Below are 14,026 nucleotides of genomic sequence, written 5' to 3'. Positions count from 1 at the left end.
AAAACGTCCGCGTTTTAAACAGTCTATACAGTGTGCGCGGCGGGTTATGGACATATTCCATACACTTCAAGACGACTTGGCCGAAACCCGTAATTGGAGCAAACATGCACACGCCTTCACCCCTTTTGCCAATCAAACGTGAACAAGCTCATCACGCACATTTTTCTTTCGATGTTCCTCGCCCTCGCGGGTCAATCGCGTGCGGACGCAAAATCACAATTTCCATGGAGCGATCCGGACGCGCTCGCTTTTGCGGACGAAACACCGCTCCCGGCGCCGGATGCCGCCGCGCTAAACCGCACGCTCCCCCTGAATGGCAAGCGCCTGGCAAGCGGCGAGCCGTTCACAATCCTCGCCATCGGTGACTCAGTCACCGCCACCGGCCCCTATCCGGAAATACTCGCGCGTTATTTGCGGCGGGCCACGGGCAACGAAAATATCGCCGTCGCGCGCGCCGCGTATCCGGGCAAAAGCGTCGATGCCGCGGTGCGCCGCTCGGGGAGGGACATTGATGCGCGCCCCTGCGATCTTGCGCTAATCATGTTCGGGCTTAACGACCAAGGCGCGCTCACCCCGGTCGAATCCTACATTGAGCAAACAGAATGGCTCATCAATCACCTGCGCGCGCGCGGCGCGGATGTGATCCTTCTCGAACCCACGCCCCATATCAACATTCTCGCCCGGCCCGGTGACAAAAATCCGCCGCCGCCAGAGGCCTCCATATTTCGCACGCTGGGGTTTGCCGGAGCGCTTCGTATGCTCGGCGCCAAAACCAACACGCCGGTTGCGCGCACCTTCGATGCGCTATGGAACGCCGGGGCGGGTGCCAGCCTCGCACAAACCGCCCGCAATCTCCGGCCGTATTATCCGCGTCATTATAATGAAATCTTCTCAAGATTGACCGAAACGGGGGACGGCGGGGACACCATTCACCCAAACGCATACGGCCACCAGTTGCTGGCCTGTGCGGTTTACGAAACCATCACCAACACGATTTCGCAAACAACACCCGCGTCGCTCGAAATCACGGGAAAAACACTTTGGAAACAAAACGACAAAGGCGCCTATACACTTATCACCCGGCTCGCCATTTCGAACACAACTTCGCTTGCCCGCTCCGGCACGCTCGCGATCTATCCGTTTCCACAAGACGACCGGCATGAGACGCTCGCCTACGCCCTTCAGCCCGGCGGCGAGCTCGCGCACGATTTCACATGGCCCGGAGTCGGCGCGCCCGGTGATCTTCTTGCACATCCCTGCGTGCATGTGTTCGCCGGGCCGGCGCCTTTTCTTCAAATCGTGAATTATGCAAACGGACGAAACCGCGTCCGCGCCATCCCCGCGCCATTTTTCCCGGAGGTAGGGTTCGTGCGCGAACGTATCGTTGCCACAAATGCGACCGCGGCGGTCCGCATTAAAACACCATCGGGCATCCGCAAAATCAATGTGCCGATCCCCGAGGGCTCCCCTGTCGGGCGCATTCCGCTTTCAACAACAATCGAAACTCCACAAGGCCAGATACCAATCGCGGGCGAACTCGCTTATGTGCGCCAGGCCGCCGTGTTTTCGGGCGAGGCCATCACCGATGGATCGCTCGATGAGTGGCTTGGCGCGGACACCGTCGGCGCATGGTTTCCCGTCGGGGAACCCGTGCAGGCGCGCTGGATCCGGGGCCACGCCGATTACAGGAAAACACCCGCGGAATGTCATACGACATGGGCGCTCAAGGCGGGACGCGATGGCATCCACCTCGCCTTTCGCGCTCGCGGTGACATCGGCAAGGATTCGTTTGCCGTGTATTTCGACACACGCCCGCCCGAACACTTGGGAACAGCCGGGCCGTATTCATGGGTTGATGGAATTATAAAACCGTCCGGCAAAATCATCCTCAAGCCGGGCGACACGTTTTTGAATGCAAACGCGGGATTGAAGGCCGCGTATAAAACAGGCGGCGACGGAACCACGGGCGGCGAAATTTTCATACCATACAAAACAATCGGCATCACACAATGGCCGGACGGCGGCGAACTCGGACTGTCCATTGTATGGACGCACCGGCACGAGTCCGGTCCCCCCACCCGCCTCATGTGGTCCGAGAACGGCCATCCGTGGAGCTCGCGCTGGTTTGGCGTCGCCCGCCGCGATCCGGCCGGGGCGCAGCCTTACATAATTCGCATACTATAATTCTATATAATGGAAACAAACGATCTTAACACAACCGGCAGCGTCCTCGTTTCGCCCGGCGACGCCAATGAAACAAAGGAGGATTCGATCCGCGAGCGAATCGCCCTTCTGTATCCGAGTGAACAAGCCGGCGCCATTGCGCGCCAGCTGATCGCGCTCGCCCGTGAATACAAACAGCGCATTATTTCGCGCGCGTCCGGCTGGTCCCAGCGCGACGCCCTGCTGATCACCTACGCCGACACAATCCAAAGCGCAAACCGCCCGCCGCTGCAGGCGCTTGACCGGTTTCTTTCCGCCAATATCGGCGACGCCATCAGCTTCGTCCACCTGCTGCCTTTTTTTCCTTTTTCCAGCGACGACGGTTTTTCCATTATTGATTATCGCCAGGTGCGCCCCGAGCTGGGCGCGTGGACCGACGTGGTAAAGCTCGCCTCGCACTATCGCATTGTCGCCGATGCCGTCGTCAACCACGCGTCCCAGCACAGCCGCTACGTCCGGGGGCATTGCGCGGGCGATCCCGACTACATGGACTTCGTTGTCCGGCTCGACCCCAAGACGGACACCAGCGGCGTCCTGCGCACGCGCAATCTTCCCTTGCTGCATCCGTTCGCGACCAAGCGAGGACAGGAATATTTTTGGACGACATTTTCCGCCGACCAAGTCGATCTCAACTTCAAGAATCCAAAGGTCCTGGTCGAGATGACCGATGTGCTTCTTTTCTATGTTCTCAACGGCGCGTCCGTCCTCCGCCTGGACGCCATTCCCTACCTGTGGAAACAAATCGGCACGTCCTGCGCGCACCTGCCGCAAACCCACGAAATAATAAAGCTCTGGCGCGATATTATAGACATCGCCGCGCCCCACGTGCTGTTGCTCACGGAAACCAATGTCCCCCACGACGAGAATATCAGTTATTTTGGAAACGCGGGCGACGAGGCGCAGATTATATATAATTTTTCCCTTCCCCCGCTTCTTCTCTGGAGCCTTCACTCGGGCAATGCGAGCGTGCTCACCGACTGGGCGCGCACGCTCGAATACATCGGCCCCAATGCCACTTATTTGAACATCACCGCCACGCATGACGGCATCGGAATGCGCCCGACCGAGGGCATCCTCACGGAGGCGCAACGCGCGGAGCTTTGCGATCTCGCCAGGAAAAACGGCGGCGACATCACGGGCAAATTCAATTCCGACGGCTCGATCTCCGTGTATGAACTCAACATCACCTATTTTGATGCGATCAACAATCCATCCGGCGACACTCCGCTCTCCACGCAAATAGATCGCTTTGTTTTGTCGCAAGCCGTGCCCATGGCGCTCATGGGAATCCCCGCCTTTTACCTCCCTTCCCTCCTAGGCTCGCGCAACGCCACCGACCTCGTCAAGGCAACGGGACGCCCGCGCAGCATCAACCGCCCCTCGTTCGACACCGCCGCGCTCGACAGCGAGCTCGCGGACGCCGCGTCCCTGCGCCCGGCGGTGCTTTCTCGAATAACACAACTGCTGAGAATCCGCGCCACGCTTCCCGCGTTTCATCCGGACGCGGCGCAGCAAATCCTCGACCAGGGCGCGGCGCTCTTCCTGGTGCGCCGGCAATCGCGCGACGCCCGGCAAACAATTGTCGCCGCGCACAACGTCACCGGAACACCCGCGACGCTCACACTTCCCGGCGGGCCCTGGCGCGACGCGATTTCGGGCGGGACGGCAACCGGGCAAACAACACTCCCCGCCTATGCGGTCCGGTGGTTTGTGTCACAAGAATAATACAACGTCATTTTTAACACTAAATTATATTATATGAAAAAACTAACCATTGCTTTGTCCGCATTTATAATCGCCGTCGCGCTCCAGGACATCCGCGCGGCAAAACCGGCCCCGGTGCTGCAACCGGGCGACCTTGTAGCCGTCTGCGGCGATTCCATAACCGAGCAGAAATTATACTCGCTCCACATCCAGCAATACTTGCTTTTCTGCCAGCCCGCGCCCGGGCTCATGTCCATGCAATTCGGCTGGGGCGGCGAGCGCGCGGGCGGTTTTGTCGCGCGCGTTGACAACGACGTCCTTCCCTTCAAGCCCACCGTGGCCACCACTTGCTACGGCATGAACGACGGGCGCTATCAGCGCGTCAACGACGAGACCGTCGCCATCTACCGCAGCGCCACCACGGAGTCCGTCCACAAACTCAAGGCCGGGGGCGTGCGCGCGATCATTGTCGGATCGCCCGGAGTCGTTGATCCCGCCGGGTTCAAGCGCGCCGGTGCCAGCGCGGACGACTATAATAAAACGCTCGCGGCATTGCGCGACGCCGCGCGCGCAGTCGCAACCGCCGAGGGCGTCCTCTTCGCCGATGTCCACACACCCATGATGGACGCGATGACCAGGGCCAAGGCCGCGCACGGCGAAAAATATGCGCTCGCCCGCGACGGCGTGCATCCCGGGGAAAACGGCCAGCTCGTCATGGCCTACGCCTTTCTCAAGGCGCTCGGCGTCAGCGGCGATATCGGCGCCTACACCGTTGACTACGCGGCAAAACGCGCAAGCGCGACCGGGGGGCACCGGGTCATCAACTACTCCGACGGCCTGCTCCACGTCGAATCCACCCGATACCCGTTCTGCTTCACCGGCGAGCCGAACGGCTCCGGCACGCTCGCCATGACCGCGTTCATTCCGTTCAACGACGAGCTCAACCGGCTGCTTCTCGTAGTCAAAAACGCGCCCGCCAAAACACGCGTGACTTGGGGCGGCACGCAAAAAACATTCACCGCCGCGCAACTCGCTTCGGGCGTCAACCTGGCCGCCGAGTTTCCGCAAAACCCGTTTTGCGCGCCATTCTTCGAGGCGACCAAAAAATTGCAGGCTCAGCAGCGTTTTGAAACGGATGCCATCAAGGGCCCGCTCAATTCGCTCATCAAATGGCGCCGCGACCTCCCCGACGCCGAGCCCGAATACAAGGCGATCACGCAAAAACTATTCTCCAAAATGAGCGCCCAGCGCGAGGACTCGCGCGCCGCGGTCAAGCCCGTGCGGCATCAAATCAAGATCGAGCCGGCGCCGTGATCAAATTATTCACCTTTGCCTCCGTTCGAAATCCCTTGATACGTTTGCGCACATCCGCGCCGCCTCGAGCTCATTGGCGGCCCGCCCCATCAACAAAATAAATCTCATCATGCTGCGTGTCGCTCTTTACGGAACAAACGGCCACCAAATCCAAAACGCGCTCGTCTCGCAGCCCGGCGCGCGCATCGCCGCCATTTGCGAATTCCCACGCGGGCAACTCCCGCCCCCGCTTCGCGACGACACTGCGATTCGCGAGCATCCGACGCTCGACGCACTCCTCGCGGATCCGAACATCGACCTCGTCTCGCTCTGCTCGCCACGACGCGCCGATCAAGCGGCCCAAGCCATCCGCGCGCTCCGCGCGGGCAAGCATGTGCTCGCCGAAAAACCCTGCGCGCTGACCGAGGCCGATCTCGACACCATCATTCGCACCGCGCGCGAAACAGGACGCGCCTTCCACGAAATGGCCGGCACCGCTTTCGCGCAACCCTACCTCGCCATGCGCGAAATCGCCCGCTCGGGCCGCCTTGGTGAAATCGTGCAAATCATCGCCGAAAAATCCTACCCATATTTCGACGCCCGCCCGCAGGACGAGGCTGTTGACGGAGGCATCATCATGCAGAACGCCATTCACGCGCTCCGTTTTGTGGAGCACGTCGCCTGCGTTCCCATCGCATCGATTCGCGCCGCGGAAACCACGCTCGGCAATCCGCGCCCCGACGGCGGGCTCCGCATGGCCGCGTCATTCCTGCTCACATTAAAAAACGGCGGCCTCGCCAGCATCGCGGCCAATTACCTCAACCCCCGCGGCACCAAAATATGGGGCGATGAATCGCTCAAAATTATCGGCACACTGGGCATCGTCGAGTCACGGGGCGGCGGCCAAACCACGCGTCTCGTCATCGGAGACGACGACCTCGGCCCCGTCGATGCCACGCCGCCGGAATGCGGTTTTCTGCAAACGCTCCTCGCCTCGCTCCAAGGCCGCGCATCCATGCCGTTTTCAATCGAGGATGAACTTTCACCCACGCGCTGGGTCATTCGCGCAAAACAATCCGCAACACAAAACCTGAACCCGCCCACGCCTCCTTTCCAATGAAAAAACCTCCCGTATCCCTCCAGCTCTTTTCACTTCGCACGCTCACGAAGGACGATTTCGCCGCGGCCATCGCGCCACTCGCCTCCCACGGTTACGCGGGAGTCGAAACCGCCGGCTACGGAAACCTTGATGCCGCCGGGGCCGCCGCGGCGATCAAGGCCGCGGGCCTCGCGTGCTCCGGCCAGCATGTCTCCATCGCCGCCTTGCGCGGCGATTTTAACAAGGTCGTTTGCGAGGCGCATCTGCTCGGCACGACAAACATCATCGTGCCATATTTCCCTCGCGAGATGCTCGCCACCGCCGCGGCCGCCCGCGAACTCGGGCGCGAACTCAACGAGCTCGGCGCGCGGCTCCATGCCCACGGGCTCCAACTTCACTACCACAATCACGACCACGAAGTGCGCACGGTCGAGGGCCGGCTCATTCTCGACTGGATGCTCGATGTTTCGGCGCCCCAAAATCTCCTCTGCCAGGCCGATGTTTACTGGCTGCACACGGCCGGAAAAAACCCGGTCGATTTCATTCGCGAACAAGGCCGCCGCATCAAGCTCATGCACTTCAAGGACGAAAAGGAAATCGGCCTGGGCCCGGTTGATTTCGCCCCCATTTTCGACGCCGCCGATTCCGTGGGCGCGCTTGAATGGCAGGTTCTTGAAATCGAAAAATACAACCACGAACCGCTCGAATCCATCCGTCTCTCAATCGAGCAATTCAAAAAATGGGGCCGCTGCTAAACACGCCGGCCCGCGCCCCGCGCATCGCAATTTATGAAGGACAAAAAGAAGAACGACAGAATCTACAACGTGGCGGTCATCGGCGCCGGCGGCATCGGCATTGACCACATAACCTCGTTTCAAAAGCACCCGAACGCCCGCGTCGTCGCCATTGCCGAAACCTCGGCCGCGCGCGGCTCCGAGGCCGCCGAGCTCCACAATATCCCCGAGGTCGTCACCGACTACAAAAAACTCATCGCGCACCCCGGCATCGACGTCATTTCCATCGCGCTGCCCAATTACCTTCACGCGCCCGTCGCGCTCGCCGCGCTTCGCGCCGGAAAACATGTGATGATCGACAAGCCAATGGCCACCCGCGCGGCGGACGCGGCCAGGCTTGTCGCCGAGGCGCGAAACCAAAAAAGGCTTCTCATGGTCGGCCAGAACAACCGCTTCACGCCCGAGGTGCAGACCGCGAAAAAACTCATTGCCGACGGCGTGCCCGGCGATGTTTACCACGCCAAAACCGCATGGACGCGCCGCGCGGGAATCCCGCGCATCGGCTCCTGGTTTACCCAGAAAAAATACGCGTCAGGCGGCGCCACCTACGACATCGGCGTGCACGCGCTTGACCGCTGCCTGTATCTCATGGGCGAGTTCGACGCGGCCGCCGTCAGCGGGCAAACCTACTCGAAGTTTGGTCCGCGCGGCTTGGGCGACGGCAACTGGGGCAAGGGCGAAATCGACCCGTCCCGCCGGTTCGACGTGGACGACCTCTCCGTCGCCCTCATCAAACTCAAGAGCGGACGCACCGTTTTGCTCGAGGCATCGTGGGCCGCGCACCAGCCCGCGCCCGATTTCAACGGCACGCAACTCTTCGGCACCGACGCGGGAATTCTGTTTCCCCCGCTCCAGCTCTTTCGCGACACCCCGCGCGGTTATGTCACCGAACTGGTCAAAACATCGGCGCCCTATGCGAGCACAAACCGCATGACTCACTTCATCGATTGCCTTCTCGGCAAGGCCGAGCCTTATGTGAAGCCCGCCGAATCGCTCGCCGTCCAAAAAATCCTCGACGCCATTTACCTCTCCGCGAAAACCGGAAAAGAAGTGCGCGTTAAATAATCCTCACGCCCTCCTCCCCATGCCCGCAACTCCCGACACCCGCATTCCCCTCGCCATGGTCGGCCTCAACTTTGGCCGGCACATCGTGGATCAAATCGTGAACGGCACAGGCGCCCCGCATCTGCGCCTCGTCGCGCTTTGCGACATCGACCGCTCCCGCGCCGAGGCCATCGCCCAAAAACTCCCCGCCGGCCACCCGCCGGTCGCGATCCACACCGACATCCAGGACCTGCTCGACGATCCCGCCATTCCCGCCATCGGCCTCTTCACCGGCCCCGCCGGACGCGCCGCGCTCATTCGCCGGATCATCAACGCCGGGAAGGACATCATCACCACCAAACCCTTCGAGACCGATCCCGACGCCGCGCTGCAAGTTCTCCGCGAGGCGCGAACGCTCGGACGCGTTGTGCACCTCAATTCCCCCGCGCCCCTCCCCGCCCCGGACATCGCGCAAATCCAACGCTGGGTGCGCGAACACGATCTCGGCGCCCCCGTTGCCGTGCGCGCCGAGGCCCATGTCTCCTACCGCGAGCAACCCGACGGCACCTGGTATGATGATCCCGTCAAGTGCCCCGCCGCCCCGATTTTCCGCCTCGGCATCTACCTCATCAACGACCTCGTCCAACTCTTCGGCCCCGTCGCCGGCACGCACGTTTTTCAAACCCGCCTTTTCACCAAGCGCCCCACCGCCGACAACGCCCAGCTCTCGCTTCGCTTCGAAAACGGCGCGCTTGGCAGCATCTTCGCCTCGTTCTGCATCAACGACGGCGACCACTACCGCAACACGCTCGCGCTCAATTACGAAAACGGCACCATCTACCGCAACTGCGGCCCCGAGCGCGCGGGCGCCAAAAGCGAACTCGCGCTCGTCATGGCGAGCAACCGCGAAACCAACGGCCGCCGCGAGATTGTCGCCCGCGCCGAAGTTTCCGGCGGCAGCGGCGCGTATCAATGGGAAAACTTTGCCCGCGCCGTCCGTCGCGAAATTCCCGCCGATGATCCGTCGCTCACGACACCCGAACAAATTGTCGCCGGACTCCGGGTGATCCAATCCATGACGCAACAATTCCGATTGTCGTAAGTTAATATAATCTGTGTGCCTTGGCACGGCGGCACGTTTTTCGGAGACACATCAAATGATCACGGATTCACCCAAAAATTCGCGCACCCTGCGAACCATTGAACACGATGCCGACCTCGTCGTGGTGGGCGGAGGGCTTTCGGGCGCGTGCGCGGCCATCGCCGCCGCGCGCCACGGCCTCAATGTCGTGCTCATCCAGGACCGCCCCGTCCCCGGCGGCAATTCATCCAGCGAAGTCCGCTTGTGGGTGCTCGGCGCGACCGTCCACATGACCACAAACAACCGCTGGGCGCGCGAGGGCGGAATCATCAACGAGATCATGATGGAAAACGTCTGGCGCAACCCGGGCGGCAACCCCGTCGTATGGGACACCATTCTCCTCGAAAAACTCGCCGCCGAAACGCGCGTCACGCTTCTCCTCAACACCGCCTGCCACGCCTGCGAAAAACATCCGGATGACGAGGCGCGCATCACCTCCGTCACCGCGTTCAACGCCCAGACAAGCACGCTGCACATCGCCCGCGCGCCGCTCTTTTGCGACGCCTCCGGCGACGGCATCCTTGGTTTTCTCGCCGGAGCCGCGTTTCGCATGGGCGCTGAACCTCGCGGGGAATTCGACGAGGCCTTCGCGCGCTCGGACGATTTCGGGCACCTTCTCGGGCACTCCATCTATTTCCAATCGCGCGATACCGGCCATCCCGTTCCCTACGTCGCGCCGTCCTTCGCGCTCAAGGGCACCGAAATCGAAAGCAAGATTCCGCGCCACAAACACATCTCCGGCACCGAGCACGGCTGCCATCTCTGGTGGCTCGAATGGGGCGGGCGCCTCGACACCATTCACGACACCGAAAAAATAAAATGGGAGCTCTGGCGCGTCACCTATGGCATTTGGGACTACATTAAAAACTCCGGCAAATTTCCCGAGTCCGAAAACCTCGCGCTCGACTGGGTCGGCCTCATTCCCGGCAAGCGCGAAAGCCGCCGCTTCGAGGGCGACTACATGCTCTCGCAAAAAGACATCGTCGGGCGCCGCAACCACCCCGACGCCGTCGCCTACGGCGGATGGTCGATCGACCTCCATCCCGCCGACGGACTTTTCGCGCCCGTCGCCGGATCGCATCACGTCTTTCCGAAAGGCGTGTATTCAATCCCCTACCGTTGTTATTACAGCCGCAACATAAACAACCTCTTCCTCGCCGGCCGCATCATCAGCGCGACACACGTGGCGTTCGGCTCCACCCGCGTCATGTGCACCTGCGCCATCGGCGGGCAGGTTGTCGGCACCGCCGCCGCCCTTTGCAAAAAACTGGATCAATTGCCCCGCGCCATCGGCAAAGGCGACGCGCTGGCCCGCCTCCAACGCCAGCTCCTGCGAGACGAACAGCACATCCCGGCCATCCCGCTTCGCGATTCCGACGATCTTGCGCGGCAAGCCGCAATCACAGCCAGCAGCGAGCGCATCATCGAATCACTGCCGGCGGACGCCAACGCGGTTCCCCTCGACTGCGCCCGCGCCCAACTGTTTCCCCTCCAGCCCGGCGCCGCGCCGCGCATCACGCTCACGCTCGACGCCGACTCCTCCGTCGAAATCCACGCGGAACTTCGCACGACCAGCGATCCCAACCACCACACGCCAGACGTCACTCTCGCCGCGCGCACGCTCGCAATCACGAAGGGAATACGGCAGGCGCACACGCTCGATTTCAGCGACATCACAATTTCCGAAAACTGCTACGCGTTTCTCATCCTGCGTCCGGCCGCCGGCGTCCGCTGGCACACAACCACCGGACGCGTCTCCGGCATGCTCGCCCTTCGCAACTGGCGCGCCGAGAAAAAGACCGATGTCGGCGGTGAGGAATATGAGGTTTTCCGCGCCGACAGGCGCCCGGACGGACGCAATTTTGCCCTCCGTTTCGATCCGCCGCTCCGGCCTTACGCGCCCGCGAACATCCTCAACGGCTACCACCGGCCCACCAATCAAACCAACACCTGGGTGGCCGCGGACGGCGACCTCGCTCCCGCGCTCACACTTTCGTGGCCCGAGTCGCAAACCATCTCGCACATTCGCATCGGCCTCGACGCCGATTACGAGCACCCGATGGAAACCGTGGTTTACAGGCACCCTGAGCGCGCGGTTCCCTTCTGCGTAAAAGACATCCGCGTTCTTGCCGACGACGGGCGCCCGCTCGCCGAAATCCGAGACAACCACCAAGGCTGGATCACCATAACGCTCCCCTCCCCCGTCTCGACAAAAACGCTTTCAATCGAAGTCCTCGCCACGCACGGCGCGCCCGCCGCGATCACACAAGTGCGCGCCTACGCGGCCGCGCCCGCATTGTAATCCGGCATGCGGATTTCCCTACTCATGCCCGCCCATAATCGCTCCATAATCGCCGCGCTGGCTTTCCTCATGCTGGCAATTTCGGGTCCCGTCTGTCCGGCCTCGGGCAACGCCCCGAAGCAAAACGCCGTCATCCTCGTATTTGGCGATTCGCTCACCGCGGGCAACATGCTCCCGGCCGCCGATCGCGAACGCCTCTGGGTGAGGCGGGCCGCGCGCAATTCAGACGGGCGGCTCACGCTCATCAACGAAGGCAAGGGCGGACGCCCCACCGGCAGCGTTGCCGATTTCAAAGCCGCCCTCGCCCGACACCCCGGCGCCACCGCGCTCGCGATCATGCTCGGCACAAATGATTCCCGCGACACCTCCGCCCAATGCGTCGCCAAGGCCACCGCCAATATAACCGCCATGATTGAACATGCCCGTGCCGTCCGCGGCGCGGATTTTTCCATCCTCCTCATCGCTCCGCCCAACATAAACAAAGACGCCCTCGGCCCCTCCAAACCCATCGCCAGCGAACGCGAGGCCAACCTTCGCAACCTCGCCGCCGCCTACCGCGCGCTCGCCGAAAAACACAACACTCGCTTCGCGACACTCCACGGCATCCTCCCTCCCGAAACCCTCGCCAAAGACGGCGTCCACCCCGACGCCCGCGGCAACGACCTCATCGCCGCCGCCCTGCTTCCCGATTTGTTGAAACTGCAAAACACACGCTAAAACTCCCTCCCACTCATGACCAAGGCACTCATCCTCACCGGCGGCTGGCCCGAACACCAACCCGCCAAATTTTCCGAGATTCTCGCCACTTCACTTCGCGCCCGGGGCGTCGAGTGTGACAACGAAACCTCGCTCGACATCCTGGCGGACACAAAGCGCCTCTCCGACTACGCCCTCATTATTCCCAACTGGACGATGGGGCTGATCACCAATGAGCAGACGCAAGGATTGTCATCCGCCATCCGTTCCGGCGCCGGGCTCGGCGGCATTCACGGCGGAATGTGCGACGCCTTTCGCGGCAACACCGAATACGAATGGATGACCGGAGGCATCTTTGCCGGGCATCCGCATGTGGGCGACTACACCGTGCGCATCCGCGACACGGCCCACCCCGCCACGGCGGGTTTGCCTGCCAGTTTTGCGTATTCATCCGAGCAATACTACATGCTCGTCGATCCCGGCCTGCACATTCTCGCCGACACTGATTACACTTACGAAAACCGCATCACAACCATGCCGGTCGCATGGACAAAACAATGGGGGCAAGGGCGCGTCTTTTATTGTTCGCTCGGCCACGCGCCCGGGGAATTCTCAAAATATCCCGCCGCCCTCGAGCTTGTCACGCGCGGCCTTCTCTGGGCGGCACGCATTCTCTGAAACCAACAAACATCATGAAAAAATTCTCCGCACCCGCCGAAATCAAAACCGGCGTCATCGGCTACGGTGGCGCCTACAACATGGGACGCCATCACCTCCACGAGATGAAAGCCGCGGGCATGACGCCCCTGGCCGTCGCCGAAATCAACCCGGACCGCCTCAATGCCGCGCGCGCTGATTTTCCCGACATTGAAACCTACGCGACCGTCGGTGAAATGCTCGCGAAATCCGCCGTTGATCTTGTCACAGTCATCACGCCTCACAACACCCACGCCGCGCTCGGCGTGCAAATTTTGGAGGCGGGACGCCACTGCGTCCTCGAAAAACCCATGGCGCTCACCACCACCGAATGCGACACCCTGATCGCCACCGCCGGAAAACACCATGCCGTCGTCAGCACCTATCACAACCGCCATTGGGACGGATGTATATTGAAGGCGCTCGACGTTGTTAACTCCGGCGCGCTCGGTGACATCGTCCGCATTGACTTGCGCGCCGGCGCGCACGAACGGCCGCAAAAATGGTGGCGCTCATCGCGCGAGATTTCGGGCGGAAGTCTCTACGACTGGGGCGTGCACCTCCTCGAATACGCCCTGCAAATCGTGCGCGGCGAACTCGTCGAGGTAAGCGCTTATGCGTGGGACGGTTTTTGGGCCGCCGAAAAAAACGCAGCGCACCCGCCCGGCGTGCTCAACGAGGACGAGGCCCAGCTCGTCGCGCGTTTTTCGAGCGGACAGCGCGTCAGCCTCACGCAAACCAGCATCGACGTGCTGCCCGAGCGCGGCATGGGCCGCATCGTCGGCACCCGCGGCACGCACCTCATCGACAGCTCCGGATACGAAACCACAATCATGCTGCCGACAGGCGATCGCCAAACCACGCGCGGCAAAAATCCGCCATCCCAAGGTGAAAAGTTCTACCAAAATATCGCCGCCCATCTTGTGACGGGCGAACCGCTCGTCATCACTCCCGAGTGGGCGCGCCGTCCGATTCAAATCCTCGATCTCGCGATGCAAAGCACCCGGCAAAAACGCGCCATTTCAGTTTAATTG

The 14,026-nt window shown here is 61.8% G+C and carries 11 protein-coding genes; all 11 read left to right on the top strand.

The window, feature by feature from the left end; genetic code table 11:
- The first annotated feature begins 138 nt into the window (after window positions 1–138).
- The 11 genes from CKA38_RS08920 (at window position 139) to CKA38_RS08870 (ending at window position 14,023) form a co-directional block, all read left to right on the top strand.
- Window positions 139–2,184, top strand: coding sequence for an SGNH/GDSL hydrolase family protein (locus CKA38_RS08920; RefSeq protein ID WP_108825157.1), 2,046 nt, complete (start codon window positions 139–141; stop codon window positions 2,182–2,184).
- Window positions 2,185–2,193: 9 nt separating this feature from the next.
- Window positions 2,194–3,948, top strand: a complete 1,755-nt coding sequence (locus CKA38_RS08915; protein WP_108825156.1) for an alpha-amylase family glycosyl hydrolase — start codon at window positions 2,194–2,196, stop codon at window positions 3,946–3,948.
- 33 nt (window positions 3,949–3,981) lie between these two features.
- Window positions 3,982–5,241 (top strand): SGNH/GDSL hydrolase family protein, encoded by a 1,260-nt coding sequence (locus CKA38_RS08910; protein WP_108825155.1) that lies wholly within the window; start codon window positions 3,982–3,984, stop codon window positions 5,239–5,241.
- Window positions 5,242–5,350: 109 nt separating this feature from the next.
- On the top strand, window positions 5,351–6,340 hold the full coding sequence (locus tag CKA38_RS08905) for a Gfo/Idh/MocA family protein (protein WP_152032755.1): 990 nt from the start codon (window positions 5,351–5,353) through the stop codon (window positions 6,338–6,340).
- Window positions 6,337–7,074: a sugar phosphate isomerase/epimerase family protein gene (locus tag CKA38_RS08900; protein ID WP_108825153.1), complete on the top strand. Its 738-nt coding sequence runs from the start codon at window positions 6,337–6,339 to the stop codon at window positions 7,072–7,074. The genes CKA38_RS08905 and CKA38_RS08900 overlap by 4 nt, the downstream gene beginning before the upstream one ends.
- Window positions 7,075–7,107: 33 nt before the next feature.
- Window positions 7,108–8,178 carry a Gfo/Idh/MocA family protein gene (locus CKA38_RS08895; protein ID WP_108825152.1) on the top strand — a complete coding sequence of 357 codons (1,071 nt, stop codon included), beginning with the start codon at window positions 7,108–7,110 and terminating at the stop codon, window positions 8,176–8,178.
- Between the two features lie 19 nt (window positions 8,179–8,197).
- Window positions 8,198–9,259 carry a Gfo/Idh/MocA family protein gene (locus CKA38_RS08890; protein ID WP_108825151.1) on the top strand — a complete coding sequence of 354 codons (1,062 nt, stop codon included), beginning with the start codon at window positions 8,198–8,200 and terminating at the stop codon, window positions 9,257–9,259.
- A gap of 55 nt (window positions 9,260–9,314) precedes the next feature.
- The gene (locus CKA38_RS08885; protein WP_108825150.1) at window positions 9,315–11,600 is read left to right on the top strand and encodes an FAD-dependent oxidoreductase; all 2,286 of its coding nucleotides are present in this window, start codon (window positions 9,315–9,317) and stop codon (window positions 11,598–11,600) included.
- Window positions 11,601–11,624: 24 nt separating this feature from the next.
- Complete coding sequence (locus tag CKA38_RS08880) at window positions 11,625–12,317, top strand: SGNH/GDSL hydrolase family protein (protein ID WP_161554812.1); 693 nt, start codon at window positions 11,625–11,627, stop codon at window positions 12,315–12,317.
- A gap of 15 nt (window positions 12,318–12,332) precedes the next feature.
- On the top strand, window positions 12,333–12,974 hold the full coding sequence (locus tag CKA38_RS08875) for a ThuA domain-containing protein (RefSeq protein ID WP_108825148.1): 642 nt from the start codon (window positions 12,333–12,335) through the stop codon (window positions 12,972–12,974).
- Between the two features lie 14 nt (window positions 12,975–12,988).
- On the top strand, window positions 12,989–14,023 hold the full coding sequence (locus CKA38_RS08870; RefSeq protein ID WP_108825147.1) for a Gfo/Idh/MocA family protein: 1,035 nt from the start codon (window positions 12,989–12,991) through the stop codon (window positions 14,021–14,023).
- Window positions 14,024–14,026: the final 3 nt, after the last annotated feature.

Source organism: Ereboglobus luteus (assembly GCF_003096195.1).
Classification (GTDB): domain Bacteria; phylum Verrucomicrobiota; class Verrucomicrobiia; order Opitutales; family Opitutaceae; genus Ereboglobus; species Ereboglobus luteus.
The sequence above is the reverse complement of the archived record's forward strand: the minus strand, read 5'-3'. Positions and strand labels throughout refer to the sequence as shown.

Excerpts from the sequence above, each read along its gene's own strand:
- CKA38_RS08915 (WP_108825156.1), top strand. The coding sequence starts at position 2,194 with ATGGAAACAAACGATCTTAACACAACCGGCAGCGTCCTCGTTTCGCCC.
- CKA38_RS08910 (WP_108825155.1), top strand. The coding sequence starts at position 3,982 with ATGAAAAAACTAACCATTGCTTTGTCCGCATTTATAATCGCCGTCGCG.
- CKA38_RS08905 (WP_152032755.1), top strand. The coding sequence starts at position 5,351 with ATGCTGCGTGTCGCTCTTTACGGAACAAACGGCCACCAAATCCAAAAC.
- CKA38_RS08900 (WP_108825153.1), top strand. The coding sequence starts at position 6,337 with ATGAAAAAACCTCCCGTATCCCTCCAGCTCTTTTCACTTCGCACGCTC.
- CKA38_RS08895 (WP_108825152.1), top strand. The coding sequence starts at position 7,108 with ATGAAGGACAAAAAGAAGAACGACAGAATCTACAACGTGGCGGTCATC.
- CKA38_RS08890 (WP_108825151.1), top strand. The coding sequence starts at position 8,198 with ATGCCCGCAACTCCCGACACCCGCATTCCCCTCGCCATGGTCGGCCTC.
- CKA38_RS08885 (WP_108825150.1), top strand. The coding sequence starts at position 9,315 with ATGATCACGGATTCACCCAAAAATTCGCGCACCCTGCGAACCATTGAA.
- CKA38_RS08880 (WP_161554812.1), top strand. The coding sequence starts at position 11,625 with ATGCCCGCCCATAATCGCTCCATAATCGCCGCGCTGGCTTTCCTCATG.
- CKA38_RS08875 (WP_108825148.1), top strand. The coding sequence starts at position 12,333 with ATGACCAAGGCACTCATCCTCACCGGCGGCTGGCCCGAACACCAACCC.
- CKA38_RS08870 (WP_108825147.1), top strand. The coding sequence starts at position 12,989 with ATGAAAAAATTCTCCGCACCCGCCGAAATCAAAACCGGCGTCATCGGC.